A 23,437-nucleotide genomic window follows, 5' to 3' on the forward strand; every position below is an offset into this window, starting at 1 on the left:
GCTGTCAGGCCTGATTTCCCGTCTCGCTGCCTCCCCTGTTATTCCCGCCTCTGCGTTGATTCTTGCTGATATGTTATTTTGCGGCGGCACCGCGTTGTCGTATAACGGTAGATGCGCCGATCTGACGTGCGGCTATGATCGCGGTGAGTGAATCCCGCTTCATCCCGCCGTGTCGGGCCGCACGCAAACCCACTACGTGAACACCGTCAGGCGAAATTTTTGCCTGAAAAAGGAGAGTTGCATGAGTACACCGCTCGACACTGCCGCACTGGATACGCTGTTTAATGACGCCCGCACCCACAGTTACTGGCAGGATAAGCCGGTCGATAACGCCCTGCTGGAACAGCTCTATACCTTAACGGCGCTGGGGCCGACCTCGGCGAACTGCTTGCCTGCGCGTTTTGTTTTCGTCACCTCAGCGGAAGGCAAAGAGAAGCTGAAACCGGCCCTCTCGTCCGGCAATCTGGACAAAACCATGAGCGCGCCGGTTACGGTGATCGTGGCCTGGGACCGTGAGTTCTATGAGCAGCTGCCTGCGCTGTTCCCGCATGCAGATGCGCGCAGCTGGTTTACCGGCAGCCCGGAAGCAGCGAAAGAGACGGCTTTCCGTAACAGCAGCCTGCAGGCGGGTTACCTGATCCTGGCAGCCCGTTCGCTGGGTCTGGATGCCGGTCCGATGTCCGGTTTCGATCCGGCCAAAGTCAATGATGCCTTTTTCCCCAACGGCCAGTATCAGGTTAACCTGCTGATTAACCTCGGTTACGGTGAGGCATCAAAACTGCATCCGCGCCTGCCGCGTCTGAGTTTTGAGCAGGCAAGCCGCTTCGCCTGATGCGGCCCGCGTCGCGATTCGGTTCGCGGCGCGTAACTCTGATCCATTCCCGCCAGCCTGTGCTGCCTGATCATCCTATTCTGAATTTAACCCAATCTGTGCTGTTGCTGAGTGCAATAAGGTAGGAAAATTCCTACAATGTTTCTGATGATTATCTGACCATTTTCACGGAGCGACAGATGGCTGGTCATTTTGTACGCTGGACGGGCGATCCCGGCTTCCCGGCTAAAGAGATGTGCATTCCCCAGGCGATTACCGACACGGCACAGCAGTTCGCTGACAAACGCCGTGGACGTTTCCTTGCCGCGCGAACCCTGCTGGCACAGCTGATGCTGCGCGTTTATGGTATTCAAGAGCTGCCACGCCTGATTATCCAGAGCAACGGACGTCCCGTATTTGCTGACAGCGATCTGCCCGATTTCAGCATTGCCTATGCGGGCAATACGGTGGGTGTACTGCTGGCCGAAGAGGGTGGACGTGCCGGTCTGGATATGGAGATTGTGCATGCGCGGAGCCGTCAGACGCAGGCGCAGCTGATTCAGGGATTAACGTCGGGCGAAATCGCCTGGATTAATGCCCAGCAGGATGCCATGGAAGCGGTGACGCAGATCTGGACGTTACGCCAGAGCATTCTCAAGCTGACGGGAGAAGGCGATCGGGGACTGGATTCGCTGCGCCTGCTGCCGGGTGCCGGTCGGCTGCGATCGTCACTCTATCCCGACATTCAGGTGGTGTGTGATGCGGAACCCATGCTGGTCTGGTCGTGTGCGCTGTCGTCTGCGACGCAGCGGCTGTACCTGTGGGAGATGGATAACGACTTTGAATGGCGTGCATTACGTGAAATTGAGATGGGTAAGCCCAACATCGGGCCTCATGCCCTGCGGCTGACCAGTCTGCCCAGCGAGCGCAATCTGCATCCTGAAATGTAAAAAGCCGCAACCGGTGGGTTGCGGCTCTGACTGCGCTTAGTGCGCGTCGATAAAGACAATCTTCAGCACAAACAGCAGCGCAACAATCACCACGCAGGGGCTGATCTCACGCCAGCGGCCGGTACCCAGCTTCATGACACAGTAAGCAATGAACCCCAGCGCAATCCCTTCGGTGATGGAAAAGCTGAAGGGCATCATGGCGGCGGTCACAAACGCCGGAACCGCTTCGGTCAGATCGTCCCAGCGCACGCGCGACAGGCTGGCGGTCATTAACACGCCCACATAAATCAGCGCACCCGCGGCAGCGTAGGAGGGCACCATCGCGGCCAGCGGTGACAGGAAGGTCACCAGCAGGAACAGCAGGCCGGTCACCACAGCCATCAGGCCGGTACGGCCACCAATCGCCACGCCCGAAGTGCTCTCGATATAGGCGGTCACCGATGAGGTGCCCGCCAGCGCGCCACTCACCGAACTGATGCTGTCGACATAAAGCGCCTGCTGCATCCGCGGGAAGGTGCCGGTTTCATCGGTCAGTCCCGCTTTGTCGGTGACGCCGATCAGCGTGCCGGACGAATCGAACAGGTTGACCAGCATAAACGAGAAAATCACGCCTGCCATGCCAATGTTAAACGCGCCTTTGATATCAACCTGACCCACTACCGACGTAATCGACGGCGGCGCTGAAAACAGGCCAACAAACTTCACGTCGCCCAGCATCCAGCCAATACCGGTGGTGATCACCATTGAGATCAGCACCGCCGCGTGGATATTACGTGATGCCAGAATGGCGATAATAAAGAAGCCCAGCGCACCCAGCAGCACGCTGTGCGAGGTCAGGTTGCCTACCGCCACCAGGGTATCGGGATTCGGCACGATAATACCGGCGTTCTTCAGCCCCATCATGGCGATAAACAGACCGATACCGGCGGTAATGCCAACGCGCAGGCTCAGCGGGATATTGGCAATCATCCAGTAGCGAACCCGCAGCAGCGTCAGGATCAGCAGGCCGACCGCGCCCCAGAAGATCGCGCCCATACCGACCTGCCACGAATAGCCCATCGCCCCGACCACCACAAAAGCGAAGAAGGCGTTCAGGCCCATTGCGGGGGCCAGCGCCACCGGCAGATTGGCAAACAGCCCCATCAGAATGCTGCCGAAGGCGGCAATCAGACAGGTGGTCACAAACACCGCCTGGGTATCCATGCCGGCGACGCCGAGGATCTGCGGGTTGACGAAGACGATATAGACCATCGTCAGAAAGGTGGTGATACCCGCGATCACTTCGGTGCGCACCGTGGTGCCATGTTCCTGCAGCCTGAAGATGCGCTGCAAAACGCCTTGCTTGCTCATGCCATCCATCCAGAAGAAAAAATCATCGGCGCGTATCCTGGCGATTTTACCGGGGCAATACAATGATTTTTCGCAACCGATTGCCAGTCTCGCAATCTGCGCTGAGTGCGGTAGAGTGTGGAGCACCCCCCTGAATCGAAGGATAGAGTCTGATGTCAGTTGAATGCGTCTTTTTTGATTGCGATGGCACGCTGGTGGACAGTGAGTTGCTCTGCACCCAGGCCTACGTCAACACCTTTGCCCGTTATGGTCTCGAGCTGTCGCTGCAGCAGATGTTTGAAAAGTATAAGGGCGTCAAACTCTACGACATCATTCGTGATGTGGGTGATGCACATCAGGTGACGTTGCCGATGGAAGAGGTGGAAACTGCCTATCGCGCGGAAGTCGCGCGACTGTTTGATCAGCAACTGCAGCCGATCTCAGGCGCAAAAGCGCTGGTTGAGCAGATCAAAGTGCCGATGTGCGTGGTCTCAAACGGGACGGTAAAAAAGATGCAGCACTCTCTGGGCTTAACCGGCATGCTGCCGCTGTTTGAGGAGCACCTTTATAGCGGCTATGACATTCTGCACTGGAAGCCCGATCCGGAACTGATGTATCACGCGGCGGAACAGATGCAGGTGCCGATTGAGCGCTGCATTCTGGTGGATGACTCCGAAGCGGGTGCCCGCGCCGGTATCGCCGCCGGCATTCCGGTCTACTACTACTGCGCTGACCCGCACAACCCTGAACTGGACCATCCGCTGGTGACGCGCTTCGACGACATGGCGCAGCTGCCTGCGTTGTGGCGCGCCCGCGGCTGGGATCTGGTGTAGCGAGCCAGCATGACGCATACCGTCTGGTTTTTAACTCTGCCCGGTGTCATGGCGCTGGATCTGACCGGCCCTGCCGAGACGCTGAAGCTGGCGGGCGATCGCTTTACGCTGCGCTACATCGGCCCGCAGCCGGAGGTGGTCTGCTCCACCGGCATGACTATTGGCGGCATCGAACCTTTACCGGAACAGTTGCCCGCCGGGAGCCTGCTGGTGGTGCCGGGCGTCTTTGACTCACAGATCTGTTATTCCACACAGCAAGCCGCAGAAGCACGCGACTGGCTGATGCGCCAGCACGCCGCGTTGCGCGCGCAGACCTTTATGCTGGTCTGCGTCTGCTCGGGGGCACTGCTGGCGGCGCAGGCAGGCATGCTGGATGAGGTGCCCTGCACCACCCATCATGATGTGATCGCCCGCCTGAAAGCAGCCGCCCCGCGCGCACGGGTGCAGGAGAATCGGGTGTTTGTCGGGCATGAGAATATCTGGACCAGCGCGGGCATCACGGCGGGCATCGATCTGGCGCTGCATCTGGTGAAGCAGCTCTGCGATACGCCTACCGCGCTGGCGGTGGCGCGGGAAATGGTGGTCTGGTTCCGCCGCGCCGGGGACGATCCGCAGCTTTCACCCTGGCTGCGTTACCGCAATCATATGCATCCGGCCATTCATCGGGCACAGGATCTGATGATTGCCCATCCTGAACACGGCTGGACGCTGACCGAGCTGGCAGGGCGCACCCACGTCAGCAGCCGCCATCTGGCGCGGCTGTTTCGTCAGCATCTGGGGATCAGCGTGCGGGAATACCATGAGCAGCTGCGGGTTGGCGTGGCGCGCCAGCGTCAGCAGCAGGGGGAATCGGCCGAAAAAGCGGCGCTGGCGGCGGGATTTTCATCGGCGCGCCAGCTGCGACGCGCCCGCCAGCGGGAAACCGATCAACTGACGAAGTGACGGGTATCGACACGTTTCAGCGCCATCCCCAGCAGCAGACTGCCGCCCAGCGTCAGCCCGAACACCCAGGGCAGGTCGAGCCACGGACGCGACATATCATCGTAGTGATGCGTACGCAGATAGTGAATGAACAGCGCGTGAAAGCCGTAGATCGGCAGTGAATAGCGTGCAATCACCGTAAAACCGGGCAGCGTGCGCTGATTCAGGCTGTTTTTAAACACAATCAGCAGGCTAATGGCCGCGATAAACACCAGCGGTCCGCAGTAGAGATACCAGGTATCGTTAAACGCTCCGTTGACGATCAGCGCCTTTTTCGTCCCTAACGTAATGCCAATTACGCAGGCGATAAACAGCCCGGCCGCCAGCGGCGTCAGGCCGCGCCGGGTCGTGTCCATTGTGCCGATCGCCCGTCCCAGCAGCGCATAAAGCAGGTAGTAAATGCTGTCCCCGCTGACATAAAGATTCACCGGCAGAAAATGAAACGGGCCCAGCGACTGGCTGGCCGTATTCGGATTAGCGAGCACCGCCAGCACCAGCACCAGCAGCGCCACATAGCGTGCCTGCACGGTTTTCACCTGAATCAGCGGCGACATCAGATAGAGGCCAATCAACGCAAAGAAGAACCAGAGGTGATAAAACACCGGCTTCTGCAGCATCTTCAGGATCGACCGTCCTTCGCTGATCGGCGTCAGCCAGGTGATATAGGCCAGCGAGACCGCGCTGTAAAATAGCAGGCAGAGCACCAGCCGGAGCATATGGCGCGGCTGGGCGCTGCGTTCACCGAAGAACAGATAGCCGGAGATCATAAAGAACAGCGGAACACAGACGCGTGATGCGGAGTTCAGCAGATTCGCCACATCCCAGGTGGTACCCGTTACCGCCATCGGGCCAGTGATATACCAGGTAGTAGTGTGAATCACGATCACCATCAGGCAGGCAACCGCGCGTAAATTGTCGATCCAGTAAATCTTTTGCGGCATGGCGTCCTCTTGCGCATAGCTCCGTGCGCAAAAGGGTAGTCAAATGCGACCAGAGCAACAACCGCTGCCAGCAGGATTCGGAGCCATCTGTATGCCGGCCCCCGAAATTACCATGAAAACGCGCTGGAACCGTCCGGGATTTACGGCTGCACATCGCGCGGTCAAAGGGTATACTGTCGGCCTCTTTTTTTAATCTAACCGAAGCGCGTGCACACTTAACATGCAAAAGTTTGATACCAAAACCTTTCAGGGGCTGATCCTGACCTTGCAGGATTACTGGGCGCGTCAGGGCTGCACCATTGTCCAACCGCTGGACATGGAAGTGGGCGCTGGCACTTCACACCCGATGACTTGTCTGCGCGCACTCGGCCCGGAGCCGATCGCTGCCGCTTACGTGCAGCCATCACGCCGTCCTACCGATGGCCGCTACGGTGAAAACCCGAACCGTCTTCAACACTATTACCAGTTCCAGGTAATCATCAAACCGTCACCGGACAACATTCAGGAGCTCTACCTTGGCTCGCTGAAAGAGCTGGGTATGGATCCGACGGTGCATGACATTCGCTTCGTAGAAGATAACTGGGAAAACCCGACGCTGGGTGCCTGGGGACTCGGCTGGGAAGTGTGGCTCAACGGCATGGAAGTAACGCAGTTCACCTACTTCCAGCAGGTTGGCGGCCTGGAGTGTAAGCCGGTAACGGGTGAGATCACCTACGGTCTGGAGCGTCTGGCGATGTACATTCAGGGCGTCGACAGCGTTTACGATCTGGTCTGGAGCGATGGCCCGCTGGGCAAAACTACCTACGGCGACGTGTTCCATCAGAACGAAGTGGAGCAATCCACCTATAACTTCGAATACGCCGACGTCGATTTCCTCTTTACCTGCTTCGAGCAGTACGAGAAAGAGGCGCAGCATCTGCTGGCGCTGGAAAAACCGCTGCCACTGCCCGCCTACGAACGCATTCTGAAAGCGGCGCACAGCTTTAACCTGCTGGATGCGCGCAAAGCGATCTCGGTAACAGAGCGTCAGCGCTATATTCTGCGCATTCGTACCCTGACCAAAGCCGTGGCTGAAGCTTACTACGCCTCTCGTGAGGCAATGGGCTTCCCGATGTGCAATAACAAAAAGTAAGAGGCAGCCATGACTGAACAAACTTTCCTGGTGGAGATCGGCACCGAAGAGCTGCCACCAAAAGCCCTGCGCAGCCTGGCAGAAGCCTTTGCCGCGCAGGTTACCGCTGAACTGGATGCCGCCAACCTGAGCCACGGCGAGGTCAGCTGGTTTGCTGCGCCGCGTCGTCTGGCGCTGAAAGTCGCAAACCTGAGCGCCTCACAACCCGATCGGGAAGTGGAGAAGCGCGGTCCGGCGGTCGCTGCGGCGTTTGACGCTGACGGCAACGCCACCAAAGCCGCAGAAGGCTGGGCGCGTGGCAACGGCATTACGGTCGATCAGGCTGAACGCCTCGCCACCGATAAAGGCGAATGGCTGGTTTATCGCGCCCAGGTCAAAGGCGAAGCGGCTCAGGCACTACTGCCGGCGATGATTGCGACCGCACTCAGCAAGCTGCCCGTGCCAAAACTGATGCGCTGGGGCGACAGCGATGTGCAATTCGTTCGTCCGGTTCACACCGTGACGATGCTGCTGGGCGATGAGCTGATTCCTGGCACTATTCTGGGCATTAAGTCAGATCGCGTTATTCGTGGTCACCGCTTTATGGGTGAAAGCGAAATCACGCTCGACAACGCCGATCAGTACCCGGATGTGCTGGAAAAACGCGGCCAGGTCATTGCCGACTATCAGGTCCGCAAAGCGATGATTAAAGCTGATGCCGAAGCGGCCGCACGTCGCTTAGGCGGTAACGCCGATATCAGCGACAGCCTGCTGGAAGAGGTGACGTCGCTGGTGGAGTGGCCGGTCGTCCTGACCGCGACCTTTGAAGAGAAATTCCTCAAGGTGCCTGCGGAAGCGCTGGTCTACACCATGAAAGGCGATCAGAAATATTTCCCGGTTTACGACAATGACGGCAACCTGATGCCGAACTTCATTTTCGTCACCAACATCGAATCCAGCGATCCGCGCCAGATTATCTCCGGCAACGAGAAAGTGGTACGCCCACGCCTGGCCGATGCGGAGTTCTTCTTTAATACCGACCGCAAAAAACGTCTGGAAGATCATCTGCCGCGTCTGGAGACGGTGCTGTTCCAGAAAGAGCTGGGCACGCTGCGCGATAAAACCGATCGCATTCAGACCCTGGCGGGCTGGATTGCCGGTGAAATTGGCGCCGATGTGAATCACGCTACCCGCGCGGGCCTGCTGTCGAAGTGTGACCTGATGACCAACATGGTCTTCGAGTTCACCGACACCCAGGGCGTGATGGGCATGCACTATGCGCGTCACGACGGCGAAGCCGAAGATGTGGCGGTTGCGCTGAACGAGCAGTATCAGCCGCGCTTTGCCGGTGACGATCTGCCATCCAGCCCGGTCGCCTGTGCGCTGGCGATTGCCGATAAAATGGATACGCTGGCCGGTATTTTCGGCATTGGTCAGCATCCGAAAGGCGACAAAGATCCGTTCGCACTGCGTCGTGCGGCGCTGGGCGTGCTGCGTATCATCGTTGAGAAGAACCTGCCGCTCGACCTGCAAACGCTGACCGAAGAAGCGGTGCGTCTGTATGGCAGCAAGCTGAGCAACGCTCGCGTGGTGGATGATGTGATCGACTTTATGCTGGGTCGCTTCCGCACCTGGTATCAGGAAGAGGGTCACAGCATCGATACGCTGCAGGCAGTTCTGGCGCGTCGTCCGACCCGTCCGGCTGACTTTGATGCACGTATGAAAGCAGTGTCGCACTTCCGTACGCTGGAAGCCGCTGCAGCGCTGGCAGCGGCGAACAAGCGCGTCTCTAACATACTGGCAAAGTCGACCGAAACGCTGAATGAAAGCGTGCAGGCATCGCTGCTGAAAGAGAACGAAGAGATCCAGCTGGCGACCTTTGTCACCGCACTGAGCAGCAAGCTGCAACCTTACTTTGCTGAAGGCCGCTATCAGGATGCGCTGGTCGAACTGGCCCAGCTGCGTACCGCGGTAGACAACTTCTTCGACAAAGTGATGGTGAACGCCGACGATCAGGCAGTGCGGGTCAATCGCCTGACGCTGCTGTCAAAACTGCGTGAGCTGTTCCTGCAGGTCGCGGATATCTCGCTACTGCAGTAATCCTCTTAGCGTAGTGCGAAAAAGGGACGAGCAATCGTCCCTTTTTTTATGGGATTTTTCAGGCCGGGAGGGCCTCCCGATAGCGTGTTTACTCAAAGCACCTGTCTTAATGCTCAGCTCTGGCTGACGTCTGCAGATGGAGTGGATTGTCTCCGCTTCAGTTGTGCTGAAAATCTTTCTATTCCTCTCTCATCTATATGGTTTTTACCCTGTCCGGTAATGACCGTGGCTGAACCGCTGGTAAAATGCGCTGGCGCGTTGTTGAAAACCGGATACTCGCAACGCCATCTGTAAATATCCGATTTCTGAGAGAGTGACTCCGCAGGGTATGAAACTGACAGCTGCCAGCCACCGCACCCATCACGCCGCAGGCGGCGTCGTCCGCGCAAAGCTCTCGCGCTCAAACAGCGTTTCCGCCAGCTTAACCAATGCCGGACGTTCGACACACCAGTTGGGCACCACGCGACGAAAATTGAGGTAGCCGATCATGCAGCCGGTGGCGATATCCGCCAGATTAAGCTGACCGTTGTTAAGCCATTTGCCCTCGGCGGCCTTTGCTTCCAGCATATCGAGACTACGCTGAATCTTTTCACGATTACGCAGCAGCACCTCTTCCGACTGCAAATCACCCGGTCGCATCTGCTCACGCACGATCACCAGCGCGGCATCACAAACGCCATCCGCCAGCTTTTCCAGCTGACGGATGTTAAGTGACTCAAGCGGATCGGCAGGCAGCAGAGCCGGCTCCGCGCCGCGCAGTTCCAGAAATTCGGCGATGATGCTGGAGTCGAACCAGATTTGCTTATCGTCAGCGACCAGCGCCGGGACTTTGCCCAGCGGATTGTAGTGCGGCACGTGGCTGTCATCGCTGTAAGGCGATGCGTTAACGAATTCAAACGTAATGCCTTTTTCCAGCATGATAATCGAAATCTTACGCACAAACGGGCTGGTATAGCTGCCAATCAGTTTCATCGGGTTCTCCGGATTCAGTGACTATTCGCCAGGAAACATAAAGGGATTGAGACTGCTGCGTGCGAAGCCTTCCTGCTCCATTTTTGCATCGAGTATCAGCGACGCCAGGTCATCGGCCACCGGTTCAATAGCCGGATCTTTCTCCTGATAGAGCATCTTCAGGTAGGTGCCGCAGTCGCCGCAGCTCTCTGCCTTCACCGCCGCATGCTCGCTGTCGAGCGACCAGTAATGCAGATCGCGGGACTGTTCGCACTGGGTACATTTGCTGCGCACCACGTGCCATTCACTTTCGCACAGATTGCAGTGCAGATAGCGCGCACCTTCATGACTGCCCATATGCACTACGCTGGCGACCGGCATGCTGGCGCAGACCGGACAGAACTGGCGCTGATCGCCCATCTCTGCGCGTGCTTTGCCCGGGATCAGGGCTGCCATCTGCGCCCAGTAGAGCGAAAGCGCCGCCCAGACAAAGGGGGCTTTATCGCTGCTGACCTGGGCATATTCGCCGGTAAACAGCGCGCTGGCCAGGGTTTCCAGCTCGGTGGCGGACGCCTTCTCCAGATTCTCCAGCACCGCCAGCGCCTGACCGCTCATCTCCGGTTTCAGCTCGGCAATCAGCGAGTGCAGCAGCCGTTGCCAGTGTGCATCGCGCGGCAGGGTATGGATGTTCAGCGGCGGCTTGCCCTCGCTGGCGCTCTGCGTCAGTCGGGCATGCAGGTCGATGTGCAGCGGATGGTCATACAGCACAATCTCCTGCGCTTCAGCGATCACCGCCGCAAAGCGCAGATAGTCGCCGAGTGGATTTTTCGCCGCCAGGTCGCGCAGTCGCGCGGCACGACGGCTGTATAAATTTTTCAGCCGTGGAAAAAGTAACGGCGGAATCATCTCCGCCGTTGTCTTTTCGCCTTTCTCCAGCTGGTCCTGCGGGATTATGCGAATACTCATCAGGGGCGTTTTTCCTGTTTTATTGGCGGATTACGCTGCTCACGGTACCATCGAGGATGATGCTGTCTGGCCCATTCGGCGCTGACCCAGCCTTCCACCATCGCGGTCAGTGTGCCTTTGACCCACAATGCAGCATAAATATGCACTATAATGACGATGATCAGCGCCACCGCTGACACCGAATGCACAACCAGCGCCAGACGAATCAGCGGAATGGCAAAGGCATCAGCAAAGTATGGTCGCCAGATCACAATGCCGCTGGCAAGCAGCAATACTAAGCTGATGATAGCAGCCCAGAACACACACTTCTGACCAAAGTTATATTTACCGGTATCACCGACCTCTTCGTTCAGCGCAATCCGGTGAATATTTCTGGCCCAGTAAAGGTCATCGCGATTAATCAGGTTGTGTTTCCAGTAACGTAAAAACATCAGCATAAAAGCGACAAACATCACCACGCCGACAAAAGGATGCAGAATACGCGCCAGTTGTGGCGTGCCAAAGATCTGCATCAGCCAGTTAAACGACGGAAAGAAAAACCCTAATCCGCTTAACGCGGCCATGACAAAGCAAATCGCGACGATCCAGTGATTGATGCGTTCAGGTGCGCGATAGCGCACCAGATGATCGGGTTTCTTCATTATTGATGCTCCTCAGGCTGATCGTCGTTGTCGTCGTGCTCTTCAGTGACGCGATTCGGGCCAACGCCAACATAGTGGAAGATTGAGGCGGCAAACGTCGCGGCAAAACTGACCGCTGCCAGCGGTTTCCAGATCCCCTTCCAGAAGGTCACGGTCGGGCTGATGCCCGGATTCGCAGGCAGGCCGTGATAGAGCTGAGGCTTGTCCGCATGATGCAGCACATACATCACGTGGGTGCCGCCCACGCCTTCCGGGTTGTAGAGGCCAGCCTGCGCAAACCCGCGTGACTTCAGCTCCGCCACACGTTCCTCCGCCAGCGTCAGCATGTCGCTTTTGCTGCCGAAATGGATGGCACCGGTCGGGCAGGTCTTCACACAGGCGGGTTCCTGACCGACGCTGACGCGATCCACGCACAGGGTGCATTTGTAGGCGCGGTTATCCTTTTTATTCAGCCGTGGCACGTTGAACGGGCATCCCGCGATGCAGTAGCCGCAGCCGATGCACTGCTCCGACTGAAAATCGACGATGCCGTTGGCATACTGAATGATGGCGCCTGCCGACGGGCAGGCTTTCAGGCAGCCGGGATCGGCGCAGTGCATGCAGCCATCTTTGCGAATCAGCCAGGCCAGCTTGCCGTTCTCTTCGACTTCGGAAAAGCGCATCACCGTCCAGGATTTGGCGGTCAGGTCGGTGGGATTGTCATAAACCCCGATGTTGTGGCCGACCTCATCGCGGATGTCGTTCCACTCAGAGCAGGCGACCTGGCAGCCTTTGCAGCCGATACAGGTGGTGACATCGATAAGTTTCGCCACTTCGCGCTGGTGATCGCGCGCCTGCGGCGGTGGGGTAAAGCCATTGGTCGCAGAGCGACGGATAATATCTTGTGATTGATAAGCCATAGTCATCTGCCGTTACGCTTTTTCAACTTTCACTAAAAATCCCTTGTACTCCGGGGTCTGCGAGTTGGCGTCGCCAACCGAAGGCGTCAGCGTATTGGCGAGGAAACCTTTACGCGTGGTGCCTTCAAAGCCCCAGTGACAGGGAATGCCCACGGTATCAACCGGCCTGCCGTCAATCATCAGACGCTGCAGACGACGTGTGACCACTGCTTTGGCTTTGATATAGCCTCGACGTGACGTGACTTTGACGCTGTCTCCGGCCTGAATGCCTTTCTCCTCTGCCAGCTCAGTGCCGATCTCGACAAACTGCTCCGGCTGCGCGATTGCATTCAGCAGGGCATGCTTGGTCCAGTGGCGGAACAGCTCGGTAATGGAGTAGGTGGTGGCGACGCAGGGATAGTCGGCGGCCTCACCCAGCTGCGCGGCGTCGCTACTGAACAGACGGACCACCGGACTGTGACGCTGCTGCGGATGCAGGGGATTGTCGGCGAGCGGACTTTCCATCGGTTCGTAGTGTGCCGGGAACGGGCCGTCGGCCATTTTATCGAGTGCAAACAGGTGGCCTAGACCATCGGGCTGCATGATAAACGGACCGGCCTGCTTCTGCGGCGACAGCGTCACCGGGTAATCCGGTACGTCGATGCCGTGCCAGCGTGTGCCATCCCATTCAATCAGGCGGCGCTGCGGATCCCAGGCTTTACCCTGTGCATCCGCGGAGGCACGGTTATAAAGAATGCGGCGGTTAGCGGGCCAGGCCCAGGCCCAGCCTGAGACGGCCCCCAGTCCCGACGGATCGGCGTTGTCGCGTCGTGCCATCTGGTTGCCTTCCGGCGTCCAGATGCCGCTGTAGATCCAGCAGGAGCTGGCAGTGGTGCCATCGTTACGCAGCTCAGAGAAGCCGTTGAGCTGCTGACCTTTTTTCAGCAGCAGTTTGCCGCTGGCGTCATAAATGTCGGCCAGCGCCTGCCCGTTGTTCTCCTTCGCCACCTCTTCCGGCTCAGGATTGAACGGGTCGTGGTAGTCCCAGCGCATCGCCATCAGCGGCTCAGGGGCTGCACCGCCTTCCAGGCGGTAGAGCGCGCGCAGACGCATAAACAGATTGCCGAGGATTTTGCCGTCGTGCAGCGCTTCAGCAGGTGGCTCGGCGGCTGCCCAGTGCCACTGCAGCCAGCGCGACGAGTTCGCCACCGAACCCGACTCTTCGGCGAAGCAGGAGGAGGGCAGGCGGAATACTTCGGTCTGGATAGTCGATGGATCGACGTCGTTGAATTCGTCATGATGCTGCCAGAAGCTGGCGGTTTCCGTGCGCAGCGGATCGATCACCACCATATATTTGAGATGCGAAAGGGCCCGAACGGCTTTGTTTTTGTCCGGGAAGGCGGCCAGCAGGTTGAAGCCCTGAATCAGGCAGCCGTTCAGCGCGCCCTGCTCCATCATCTCCGCCTGCGCCATGCAGTCATAAGCCTTGTCCCACTTCGGCAGCCAGTCGTAGCCCCACTGATTCTCCGCCGTGGCGTTATCACCATAGAAACTCTTCATCAGGCTGACGAAAAACTTGTCGGTGTTCTGCCAGTAGTTGACCTGGTCCGGCAGCGCCGCCACCGGCGTGGCCTGTTGCAGGTAAGTCGCCAGCGTGGTCATCTTCTCGGACGGCAGCGGCAGATAGCCCGGCAGGCTCTGCGCCAGCAGGCCGAGGTCGGTGTAACCCTGCACGTTGGAGTGACCGCGCAGCGCATTGATACCGCCACCTGGCATACCGATGTTGCCCAGCAGCAGCTGGATCATCGCCGCCGTGCGGATAATCTGCGAACCGTTGGTGTGGTGGGTCCAGCCCAGCGCATAGAGGATGGTTGCGGTGCGATTAGGCACGCAGGTGGAGGCGAGCTGCTCGCACACCGTAATAAAGGCGTCCTGCGAAGTGCCGCACATCCGCGTCACCATTTCCGGGGTGTAACGGCTGGCGTGGGTTTTCAGCAGGTTCAGTACACAGCGTGGATGGCTGAAGCTCTCATCGCGTCGCGCATGGCCGTTTTCATCCAGCTCATAGTGCCAGCTCTGGCGATCGTACTGACGGGTTTCCTCATCGTAGCCGCTGAACAAACCGTCGCTGAAGCTGAAGCCTTCGCTGACAATCAGTGCTGCGTTGGTGAAGGCGCGAACATACTCCTGCTGAATCTGATTGTGTTGCAGCAGATAGTTGATCACCCCCATCAGGAACACCACGTCGCTGCCTGCTCGCAGGGGTGCGTAGAAGTCGGCGACCGCTGCAGATCGGTTAAAGCGCGGATCGACCACGATAACCTGCGCATTGTTATGGGTTTTGGCTTCAATCACCCATTTAAAGCCAACCGGATGCGCCTCGGCGGGGTTGCCGCCCATGATCATCACCACGTTGGCGTTTTTGATGTCATTCCAGTTATTGGTCATCGCACCGCGACCAAAGCTCGGGGCCAGCGCCGCTACGGTCGGTCCGTGACACAGGCGCGCCTGATTTTCCAGTGCCAGAATACCCAGCGCCCGGGCAAATTTCTGATCGAGCAGGCCGGTCTCATTACTGGCGGCAGAAGAGCATAGCATCGACGTGGTCGGCCAGCGGTTTACCGTCACGCCAGCGGCGTTTGTGGTCTGGAAATGAGCATCGCGATCCTGCTTCATCAGACGGGCAATGCGGTCAAACGCCTCATCCCAGCTGATGCGCTGCCATTTATCGGAACCCGGAGCGCGGTATTCCGGGTATTTCAGACGCTGTTCGCTGTGAATAAAGTCGAGCACGCCTGCGCCTTTCGGGCAGAGCGATCCGCGACTGACCGGATGGTCAGGATCGCCTTCGATATGGTAAATCGAGGCACGGACATTTTTTGCGCCATCGCCCAGGCTGTAAATCAGCATGCCGCAACCGACTGAACAGTAGGTGCAGTTATTGCGTGTTTCTCTGGCACGAATGAGTTTGAATTCTCTGACGCTGGCTAACGCTGTGGTGGGGGCAAAACCGAGTAATGCCGCGCTGGTGCCTGCCAGCCCGCCAGCACAGATTTTGAAAAAACTCCGTCTGTTAATCTGCATTTTATCGTTCTTCTTTATTGGCTCCATTGCGAAGCCTTGCAAAATAGCAGTCCTGGTTGACTGTAAGTTGACCAGGGTCAACACGTTAGTCATTAGTAATTCTTTTTCTCAATTTTGTTAAAAATCCTCGGTGGTGTATTTGTGCTGCAAGCAGATTTTCAGACGGCGCAGATAATTACTGTTGTTTTATGCTTACTGATGTTAACGCGTAAAAGAGAACTATTCGCATTGTGTCCGCCAGCAGGCGCGGCTACGCCTTTTGAGGGAGAAAACCGCATGAATTGCCCCGCTGTTTATTTGCGCTGAATGGGGCTAAAAGGCAGAATCAGAGCGCGTCAGTGCTCTGCCGACTCGGGCACTGAATTACATAATTTATTAACAACAGGTCATACTTTTTGAAAGCTATCCAGCCTGACTCAGGCGAAGATTTAACAATTCAGGCCGGCGTCAGCAGGACGCAGGTGTGGCAGCGTAAAGACCTGACTGATGCGCAGGATGACTGGCTGGCGGATGAAGTGCCGGTGGCGCTGGTCTATAACGGCATCTCGCACGTGGTGATGATGACTACGCCCAAAGATCTGGAGGCGTTTGCGCTGGGCTTCTCGCTGTCAGAGGGCATTATCGACGCGCCGGGCGACATTTTCGGCATGGACATCGTGCCGGGCTGTGACGGCATTGAGGTTCAGATTGAGCTTTCCAGCCGCCGTTTTATGGCGCTGAAAGCGCAGCGTCGCGCGCTGGCAGGCCGGACCGGCTGCGGTGTGTGTGGCGTTGAACAGCTGGATCAGATTGGCAAGCCGCTCTCTCCGCTGCCGTTTACCCAGACCTTCGCGCTGGAGCAACTGGATCGGGCGCTGGGCCAGCTGAAAGATTATCAGCCGGTCGGACAGAAAACCGGCTGCACCCATGCGGCCGCGTGGATTCAGCCCGATGGCCAGCTGGCCGGTGGGTGTGAAGATGTGGGTCGCCATGTGGCGCTGGATAAGCTGCTGGGGTATCGCAGTCAGGCTGAGTGGGGACCGGGTGCGGTGCTGGTCTCCAGCCGCGCCAGCTATGAAATGGTGCAGAAGTCCGCCATGTGCGGCGTCGAGATCCTGTTCGCGGTTTCAGCCGCGACCCGCCTGGCGGTTGAGGTGGCTGAGCGCTGCAATCTGACGCTGGTCGGCTTCAGTAAACCTGGCCGCGCCACGGTCTACAGCCATCCTCAGCGACTGCGTTAAACCACCATCACTTCTGGCAGCGTCTGCTGCAATGCTTCAAGGGCGGCACCGTTGTCGCCGCCGCTGTCGGTAATCAGCAGAGAGATTGTCTGCGGCGGCGCGTAAACCGTGCGGCTGACCACGCCCAGTTTGGTGTGATCGGCCAGCAGATAGCAGGCTGCAGATTGCTGCACCATCGCTCTGGCAATGGCCGCTTCGTGCGGATGAAAACTGCTGGCACCCCGATTCGCCTCAATGCCGACCGGCGACAGCAGCGCGACGTCGGCGCGATAGCGGACGATCTCGCCTACGGTGATTTCGCCGCGCGTCTGGTGCGCACCCGCTGACATCATCCCGCCCAGCAAAATAATCTGGTTATTCAGCGGCCGATCTTCTTCTCCGGCGCTCAGCGCCAGCGCGGCCTGCAGGCTATTGGTGACTATCGTCAGGCCGGAAAGGGCGTGCAGCTCCTCTGCCAGCAGGGTAGTAGTGCTGCCCGCATCCAGAAACAGCGTCTGTCCCGGCTGCAGCAACTGTGCAGCGGCGCGGGCGATGGCGCGCTTCTCGCGGGTCTGCGTACTGCGGCGTTGTGTCAGCGGCGGTTCAGCCGCCGTTTCAATCGCCACTAATCCGCCGTGAACGCGACGCGCCAGACCCAACGCTTCCAGCTCAATGATATCGCGGCGCGCGGTTTCGCGAGACACCCCCAGCTCCCTGATGATACGTTCGGTACTGACCTGATTAAGCCGGGTCAGTAAGGCACGGATGCGATGAAGGCGCGTTTCCTGCAGCATAGCGGTTTCCTTATAAAGCGCGAAGAGCACGGATGATACGCCACTGACGCGAAAGATGCCGTCTGAATCAGAGGGAAGCTTAGCGCGGGGATCGGCCAGCGTCATGTGTGTTTTATTGTATTTGTGTATTTGGTTGCATTTTAGATTCAGGCAGGCATGATACAGGGGTCAGCTCTTCCTCCTTCATCCTTGTCACGGGAGTCATTATGGCCACGCGTTCCACCATTATGGATACCAACAGTTTCCGCGCCGAACATGCTGATGCGCTCGACAGCGAAACGCGCAAACTGACCGATAAACGCAGCAAAGTGCTTGGCGAATCCTATCGCCTGTTCTATCGCAAACCGGTTCATCTGGTGCGGGGTGAAGGGCAATATCTGTGGGACGCGGCGGGCGATAAATATCTCGACGTCTACAACAACGTGGCGAGCATCGGCCATTGCCATCCGGCCGTGATTGAGGCGGTGACGCAGCAGATGAAAATGCTGAACACCCACACCCGTTACCTGCATGAAAATATACTCGACTACAGCGAAGCGCTGCTGGCGACCACGCCTGCGGCGATCGATCGCGCGATGTACATGTGCACCGGGTCGGAAGCCAATGACCTGGCGATCCGCGTGGCGCGCGCTTTCAGCGGCGGTACCGGAATTATCGTCAGTAAAGAGGCCTATCATGGCACCAGTGAGCTGACCTCTGGCGCTTCTCCGGCGCTGGGTAGTGGACAGCCGCTGGCACCTACCACGCGGCTGGTGATGCCACCGGATGCGTATCGTGTGGATGCGCCGGACCTGGGTGACTGGTTCGCTGATCAGATTCAGCAGCAGATTGATGATATGGCGGCGCATGGCATTAAATTTGCTGGTTTCCTGGCGGACTCGATCTTCTCTTCGGACGGGGTGCTGCCGAATCCGCGCGGCTTCCTGAAAAAGGCGGTCGATGTGGTGCATGCCAACGGCGGTATCTTTATTGCTGATGAAGTCCAGCCTGGCTTTGGCCGTACCGGCGATGCGTTCTGGGGCTTTGGCCGCCACGATGTGGTGCCTGATGTGATTACCACCGGTAAGCCGATGGGCAATGGTATTCCGGTGTCCGGGCTGCTGGCAAAAAGCGACGTGCTGGCCGCCTTCAGTGACTCGATTCCCTACTTCAATACTTTTGGTGGTAATCCGGTGGCGATGGCGGCGGCGCAGGCAGTGCTGAACGTGATCACCGAAGAGGGATTACAGGAACACAGCCGCGTGGTCGGCGCGAAGCTGCTGGCGGAGTTGCAGACCCTGATGGATCGCTATGAGTGCGTGGGCGACGTGCGCGGTGCCGGACTGTTTATCGGCTTTGAACTGGTCACCGATCGTCACAGCAAAACGCCGGATAAAACCCTGGCGCTGAACCTGATCGAGAAGCTGCGTGAACATCGTGTGCTGACCTCGGTCGCTGGCCCGTATGGGAATGTACTGAAACTGCGTCCGCCATTGGCTTTCCAGGAAAGCGACATCGACTGGCTGGTTGGCGCACTCGACAACTCACTGCGCGAGCTGGGTCAGTAAGGCACAGGGCAGGGCAGACGCGGCATCCGGGCAGGCAGCGTGCTTGCTGCTGCCCTGGCTTAAGCGCGCCGCGTGCGCTGTCGGATAAGTCAGAAAAGGCTGAGTCAGCAGCAGCACACTGAAAAAACAATGGGTTGCTTTTGCCGGGTTTCGCAAATCCTTATGGTTAATAGGGCATTGATTACCCTTTTACGCTACATGAATTTAACTATAATGATTCGACTGCTTACGCGGCACGTCCCGAATTCGTCGTGCTGCTCACACTAAATGGAGAGGAAGAACATGAGTTATTCACTGCCATCCCTGCCTTACGCATACGACGCACTGGAACCGCATTTCGACAAGCAGACGATGGAGATCCATCATACTAAACACCACCAGACCTACGTGAACAACGCGAACGCAGCGCTGGAAGGTACTGAATTTGCTAATCTGCCGGTAGACGAGCTGATCACCAAACTGGATCAGCTGCCAGCAGACAAAAAAGGCCCACTGCGTAACAATGCTGGCGGCCACGCTAACCACAGCCTGTTCTGGAAAGGCCTGAAAACCGGCACCACGCTGCAGGGCGACCTGAAAGCGGCTATCGAGAAAGATTTCGGTAGCGTGGAAAAATTCCAGGAAGAGTTTGAGAAAGCTGCCGCCACCCGTTTCGGTTCTGGCTGGGCATGGCTGGTTAAGAAAGGCGACAAACTGGCTGTGGTTTCAACCGCAAACCAGGACAACCCACTGATGGGTGAAGCGGTTGCCGGCGTTTCTGGCTTCCCGATCATCGGTCTGGATGTGTGGGAACACGCTTACTATCTGAAATATCAGAACAAGCGCCCTGACTACATCAAAGCGTTCTGGAACGTGGTTAACTGGGACGAAGCGGCAGCCCGCTTCGCATCTGCTAAATAAGTTAACCAAACGTAAACGTAATGAAGATAAAACCGGTGAAATCTATTTCGCCGGTTTTTTTTGTCCTTAATTTGTGCATTGCCAAAATGAAATGAAAATCGTCAATTATCGGTTTTAATGTTATTCCACATTAACTTTCTGTTGATATTGACTATGTTATGTTCAGTGACATTCCTGCTTAACTCACTGTGTGTCGCTGACTATGTCAATTATAACTACTCACGAAAATACGACCGAATCCTCTGCTTCACTTTTTTTCCAGTTAATCAGTGGCAAATACATTCCGGATAAACTCTGGAACAGTAAACGTTTTCGTCTGAAATTTGTGTTAAGAACCTTAATATCGCCGCTGACCACGCTGCATTATCTGGATGCACTGTCGCATCTGCCGCAACTCCCGTTGCTGATGAGCACTCAGGGATTGCTGCCAGCCAAGCTGCACCGGCCCTATCTGCGTTCAGGCATGAGCATTGCTGCGCGTGCGCAGGCGATTCTCGACCACTACACGCTGATGAACAATCTCGACAATCCTGTGCTGCGTCAGCTGCTGCAGAGCGCTTCAGAAAATCCGCTGGCCGCGCTGACCGGAAAAAATGGCGAAGCTTTTTTACTCTCCTGCAGTTCCGGTTATTTTGATCGTGAAGGGGAAGTGACACTGGTATTGCGTTATAACGACGAAATTATTGCTTCACTCTCATTTTCGATTCTTAACGAGAATAACCAGCGCACCTTATTAATTGGCGGATTACAGGGGCCGCGGAAACATATTAATAATGAGATGATCCGCGAGGCGACCAAAGCGGCTCACGGTCTCTTCCCGAAACGCCTGTTAATGGAAGCGGTATTTATTGTGGCGAAGCAGTGCGGCGTGGAAAGTATTCAGGCAGTAGGCGATGAGACCCATGTATTTCGCAGCCTGCGTTATCGCCACAGCAAAGGGGATAAATTCTTTGCCAGCTACAGTGAATTCTGGCTGTCGCTGAGTGGTGAAGCGCGCAGGGATGGGATGTTTACGCTGCCGCTGAGCCTGCCGCGTAAAACGCTGGAGGAGATTGCCAGTAAGAAGCGGGCAGAGTATCGCCGCCGTTATGAACTGCTGGATGCGCTGGCGGAGCAGGTTTATGCCGCCGCCGGCGAACGCAAAGCCGATGTCGATCAGGCTGCTGCCTGATCGACCCGTCAGAATGCGGTTTTAGCGAAGCCCGTCATCGCTTTAAGACCCATCTCACGTCCCAGCGCGGTCATTGGATGCACCACCACCAGGCCGCGCACGCTTTTCTTCAGCGCACCCAGATTTGCCTGCTCTTTTTTAGTAATTTCGCGGCTGAAGCCCATCTTCTGCAGCTTCTGCGCTTCGGCACTCAGTTTTTCAACCCGCTGACCGCGCAGACGCTCGATCTCAATGACCAGCGCTTCTTTCTCTTTCAGCAACGCGCCCAGTTTCTCGACATCACCTGATTCCAGTAACTGCGGCTCTTTGCGGTTCAGTGCGTCCAGCTTATCGCTGAGAAGTTTAATTTCGTTCTTTTCTTGCTCTTTCATGACAACAACTCGTTGAGGAAAACAGGCCAAGGATACACCAAATCTGACGTATATTCCCGGCCAGGTTAAGACGAAAAAGGCGTCGTGATGACGCCTGACAGGATTAGCTACCGGACTTTTTAAACGCCTGCTTCATACTGATGCGGGCGATCAGCTCGGTGAGCGACAGGACCATGGTGGATCGCACCATCTGCAGATAGCGCTGCTGCTGCATGCTGCGCAGCTCAGCATCGTCGGTGTGAAACACCGGCGCAGGTGGCCAGGCGGTGACGCAGTGCAGCTCACCAAACGGGCCCAGGATCTCATCGTCGGTAAAACGATAATCGCCGCTGTCGTGATTCAGCTCTTCGCGCAGCGCCAGCAGCAGTTCACCATCTTCATATTCGTGGCGACTGATGACGCCAAGTCCGTAAATCAGCTTCAGGCGAACCGAGAGTTCGCCCAGAGGACCATCGCCCAGCAGCAGCGGCTCTACCGCATATTTCACCGCATAGTCATCTTTACGAAACACCTGCAGCACCAGCAGATTGACGGCTTCAGCCAATAGCTCAACGGCGGCGATCAGAAAGCTTCTCACCGAACGACCGGCGTTCAGGCGCTCAAGCACCCGGTTCTCAAAAGCCTGCTTCTCTTCCATTATTGCCTGCATGGGTTCAATACCGCCGTCGGGCGCAGGTGAACTGCGCCCGGCTTGCATCACTAACACGCGCGCATTATGCCATAGCGTGCCAGGCGCTCACCACAGAAGCCACCACTTCGCTGTCAGCATCCAGCCCTGAAATCTCAGCCAGGGTCGCCTGTGGGCCTTTTTCAGCCAGCAGTGTAGCCAGCTCCTGCGCCTGGGGGTCCTGATCGCTGCGATAGTGCATTGCGGCGGCAATGCCCTGCACCAGGCTGGCGTGCGGCAAACCATACTCCAGCGTGCCCAGCGTCGGCTTGATCAGGCGATCGCCCGCGCTGAGTTTACGCAGCGGCTGACGGCCCACGCGCTCCACATCATCTTTCAGATACGGATTTTCAAAACGACCCAGAATCTTCCGGATGTAGGCCGCATGCTTCTCCGCGTCAAAACCGTAACGCTTGATCAGCACCGCGCCGCTCTCTTCCATTGCGCCTTTCACCACGGCCCGGATTTTTTCGTCGAGGATGGCGTCGCGAATGGTCTGGTGACCGGCCAGCTGGCCGAGGTAGGCGGTAATGGCGTGACCGGTGTTCAGGGTAAAGAGTTTACGCTCAACAAAGGCCATCAGATTATCAGTCAGCTCCATGCCCGGAATGGTCGGCAGGTCGCCTTTAAACTGAGTTTTATCGACGATCCATTCGCTGAAGGTCTCAACGGTCACTTCCAGCGGATCGGTGCTGCCTGCTTCAGACGGGGGCACGATGCGATCGACAGCGGAATCCACAAAGCCGACATGCTGCTCCAGCCAGGCGTGATACTGCTCCGGCAAGGCTTTCAGCACGTGCTGTTTCAGCTGGCTGGTGCCGCGCACCATATTTTCACAGGCGATGATATTTAACGGACGGGTGTTGCCGTTGTCGCTGCGTTTTGCCAGCCCTTTAGCCACACTGCCGGCAATACGCTCCAGAATCTGCGGACCCACGGCGGTGGTGACCAGATCGACTTCAGACACCAGGGTGATGATCTCATCGCTGGTGCTGTTGACCGCACTGACGCCTTTAACGGTTTCCACTTTGGCCTGCTCGCCAACCACATGAACGGGATACTCATGACGCGCGTTCAGTGCATCCAGCACCGTCTGATTCACATCAGCAAAAACCAGTTCGATACCTGCATCAGCCAGTAATTTGCCGATAAAGCCGCGACCAATGTTTCCTGCTCCGAAATGTAACGCTTTCATAATTTTTGACCCATATC

At 57.3% G+C, this 23,437-nt stretch carries 21 protein-coding genes; 10 read left to right on the forward strand and 11 right to left on the reverse strand.

Features of this window, described 5'->3' with window-relative positions; translation table 11 throughout:
- Positions 1 to 241 precede the first annotated feature (241 nt).
- Both IBT54_RS12350 and IBT54_RS12355 read left to right on the forward strand, forming a co-directional pair.
- Positions 242 to 832, forward strand: a complete 591-nt coding sequence (locus IBT54_RS12350) for a malonic semialdehyde reductase (protein ID WP_201252226.1) — start codon at positions 242 to 244, stop codon at positions 830 to 832.
- Between the two features lie 179 nt (positions 833 to 1,011).
- Entirely contained in the window at positions 1,012 to 1,761 is a 750-nt protein-coding gene (locus tag IBT54_RS12355) for a 4'-phosphopantetheinyl transferase superfamily protein (protein ID WP_013359609.1), read from the forward strand.
- A 36-nt stretch (positions 1,762 to 1,797) separates the two neighbouring features.
- On the opposite strand, the gene IBT54_RS12360 is transcribed toward IBT54_RS12355, so the two are convergent.
- Positions 1,798 to 3,111 (reverse strand): NCS2 family permease, encoded by a 1,314-nt coding sequence (locus IBT54_RS12360; RefSeq protein ID WP_033734757.1) that lies wholly within the window; start codon positions 3,109 to 3,111, stop codon positions 1,798 to 1,800.
- Positions 3,112 to 3,263: 152 nt separating this feature from the next.
- Between IBT54_RS12360 and yieH the strand changes: the two genes are divergently transcribed.
- Positions 3,264 to 3,923: a 6-phosphogluconate phosphatase gene (yieH, locus tag IBT54_RS12365; RefSeq protein ID WP_013359611.1), complete on the forward strand. Its 660-nt coding sequence runs from the start codon at positions 3,264 to 3,266 to the stop codon at positions 3,921 to 3,923.
- A gap of 9 nt (positions 3,924 to 3,932) precedes the next feature.
- Complete coding sequence (locus IBT54_RS12370; protein WP_201252227.1) at positions 3,933 to 4,865, forward strand: GlxA family transcriptional regulator; 933 nt, start codon at positions 3,933 to 3,935, stop codon at positions 4,863 to 4,865.
- Here the strand turns inward: IBT54_RS12370 and IBT54_RS12375 are convergent.
- A complete protein-coding gene (locus IBT54_RS12375; protein ID WP_013359613.1) occupies positions 4,850 to 5,845 on the reverse strand; it encodes an acyltransferase in 996 nt (331 codons plus the stop codon). The genes IBT54_RS12370 and IBT54_RS12375 overlap by 16 nt on opposite strands.
- 220 nt (positions 5,846 to 6,065) lie before the next feature.
- Here IBT54_RS12375 and glyQ point away from each other — a divergent pair, with 220 nt between their 5' ends.
- Both glyQ and glyS read left to right on the forward strand, forming a co-directional pair.
- Positions 6,066 to 6,977, forward strand: coding sequence for a glycine--tRNA ligase subunit alpha (glyQ, locus tag IBT54_RS12380; RefSeq protein WP_003849680.1), 912 nt, complete (start codon positions 6,066 to 6,068; stop codon positions 6,975 to 6,977).
- Between the two features lie 9 nt (positions 6,978 to 6,986).
- Entirely contained in the window at positions 6,987 to 9,056 is a 2,070-nt protein-coding gene (gene glyS / locus IBT54_RS12385) for a glycine--tRNA ligase subunit beta (RefSeq protein ID WP_201252228.1), read from the forward strand.
- 360 nt (positions 9,057 to 9,416) lie between these two features.
- On the opposite strand, the gene IBT54_RS12390 is transcribed toward glyS, so the two are convergent.
- Genes IBT54_RS12390 through fdnG form a run of 5 tightly spaced genes read right to left on the reverse strand, consistent with a single transcriptional unit; the run spans position 9,417 to position 15,576 of the window.
- On the reverse strand, positions 9,417 to 10,028 hold the full coding sequence (locus tag IBT54_RS12390; RefSeq protein WP_201252229.1) for a glutathione S-transferase: 612 nt from the start codon (positions 10,026 to 10,028) through the stop codon (positions 9,417 to 9,419).
- A 21-nt stretch (positions 10,029 to 10,049) separates the two neighbouring features.
- On the reverse strand, positions 10,050 to 10,973 hold the full coding sequence (gene fdhE / locus IBT54_RS12395) for a formate dehydrogenase accessory protein FdhE (RefSeq protein ID WP_033784387.1): 924 nt from the start codon (positions 10,971 to 10,973) through the stop codon (positions 10,050 to 10,052).
- Positions 10,973 to 11,614, reverse strand: coding sequence for a formate dehydrogenase cytochrome b556 subunit (gene fdoI, locus IBT54_RS12400; RefSeq protein WP_201252230.1), 642 nt, complete (start codon positions 11,612 to 11,614; stop codon positions 10,973 to 10,975). The genes fdhE and fdoI overlap by 1 nt, the downstream gene beginning before the upstream one ends.
- Positions 11,614 to 12,513 (reverse strand): formate dehydrogenase subunit beta, encoded by a 900-nt coding sequence (fdxH, locus tag IBT54_RS12405; RefSeq protein ID WP_095706429.1) that lies wholly within the window; start codon positions 12,511 to 12,513, stop codon positions 11,614 to 11,616. Before fdxH ends, fdoI begins: the two co-directional genes overlap by 1 nt.
- A gap of 12 nt (positions 12,514 to 12,525) precedes the next feature.
- Positions 12,526 to 15,576, reverse strand: a complete 3,051-nt coding sequence (gene fdnG / locus IBT54_RS12410) for a formate dehydrogenase-N subunit alpha (protein ID WP_201252231.1) — start codon at positions 15,574 to 15,576, stop codon at positions 12,526 to 12,528.
- 395 nt (positions 15,577 to 15,971) lie between these two features.
- Between fdnG and fdhD the strand changes: the two genes are divergently transcribed.
- The gene (gene fdhD / locus IBT54_RS12415; RefSeq protein WP_033734696.1) at positions 15,972 to 16,796 is read left to right on the forward strand and encodes a formate dehydrogenase accessory sulfurtransferase FdhD; all 825 of its coding nucleotides are present in this window, start codon (positions 15,972 to 15,974) and stop codon (positions 16,794 to 16,796) included.
- Here the strand turns inward: fdhD and IBT54_RS12420 are convergent.
- Positions 16,793 to 17,569 carry a DeoR/GlpR family DNA-binding transcription regulator gene (locus IBT54_RS12420; RefSeq protein ID WP_095707679.1) on the reverse strand — a complete coding sequence of 259 codons (777 nt, stop codon included), beginning with the start codon at positions 17,567 to 17,569 and terminating at the stop codon, positions 16,793 to 16,795. The genes fdhD and IBT54_RS12420 overlap by 4 nt on opposite strands.
- A gap of 206 nt (positions 17,570 to 17,775) precedes the next feature.
- Here IBT54_RS12420 and IBT54_RS12425 point away from each other — a divergent pair, with 206 nt between their 5' ends.
- From IBT54_RS12425 to IBT54_RS12435, 3 genes are all read left to right on the forward strand, one after another.
- Positions 17,776 to 19,116: an aspartate aminotransferase family protein gene (locus IBT54_RS12425; RefSeq protein ID WP_013359622.1), complete on the forward strand. Its 1,341-nt coding sequence runs from the start codon at positions 17,776 to 17,778 to the stop codon at positions 19,114 to 19,116.
- Positions 19,117 to 19,398: 282 nt separating this feature from the next.
- Complete coding sequence (gene sodA, locus IBT54_RS12430; RefSeq protein WP_013359624.1) at positions 19,399 to 20,016, forward strand: superoxide dismutase [Mn]; 618 nt, start codon at positions 19,399 to 19,401, stop codon at positions 20,014 to 20,016.
- A 202-nt stretch (positions 20,017 to 20,218) separates the two neighbouring features.
- A complete protein-coding gene (locus IBT54_RS12435) occupies positions 20,219 to 21,187 on the forward strand; it encodes a VirK/YbjX family protein (RefSeq protein ID WP_013359625.1) in 969 nt (322 codons plus the stop codon).
- Between the two features lie 8 nt (positions 21,188 to 21,195).
- On the opposite strand, the gene IBT54_RS12440 is transcribed toward IBT54_RS12435, so the two are convergent.
- From IBT54_RS12440 to mtlD, 3 genes are all read right to left on the reverse strand, one after another.
- Positions 21,196 to 21,558 (reverse strand): YibL family ribosome-associated protein, encoded by a 363-nt coding sequence (locus IBT54_RS12440; protein WP_013359626.1) that lies wholly within the window; start codon positions 21,556 to 21,558, stop codon positions 21,196 to 21,198.
- A 103-nt stretch (positions 21,559 to 21,661) separates the two neighbouring features.
- Positions 21,662 to 22,255, reverse strand: a complete 594-nt coding sequence (gene mtlR / locus IBT54_RS12445) for a mannitol operon repressor MtlR (RefSeq protein ID WP_013359627.1) — start codon at positions 22,253 to 22,255, stop codon at positions 21,662 to 21,664.
- A 16-nt stretch (positions 22,256 to 22,271) separates the two neighbouring features.
- Entirely contained in the window at positions 22,272 to 23,420 is a 1,149-nt protein-coding gene (mtlD, locus tag IBT54_RS12450; protein WP_095706425.1) for a mannitol-1-phosphate 5-dehydrogenase, read from the reverse strand.
- Between the last annotated feature and the right edge of the window lie 17 nt (positions 23,421 to 23,437).

It is taken from the genome of Pantoea sp. S62 (genome assembly GCF_016658625.1).
Taxonomy (GTDB): domain Bacteria; phylum Pseudomonadota; class Gammaproteobacteria; order Enterobacterales; family Enterobacteriaceae; genus Pantoea; species Pantoea vagans.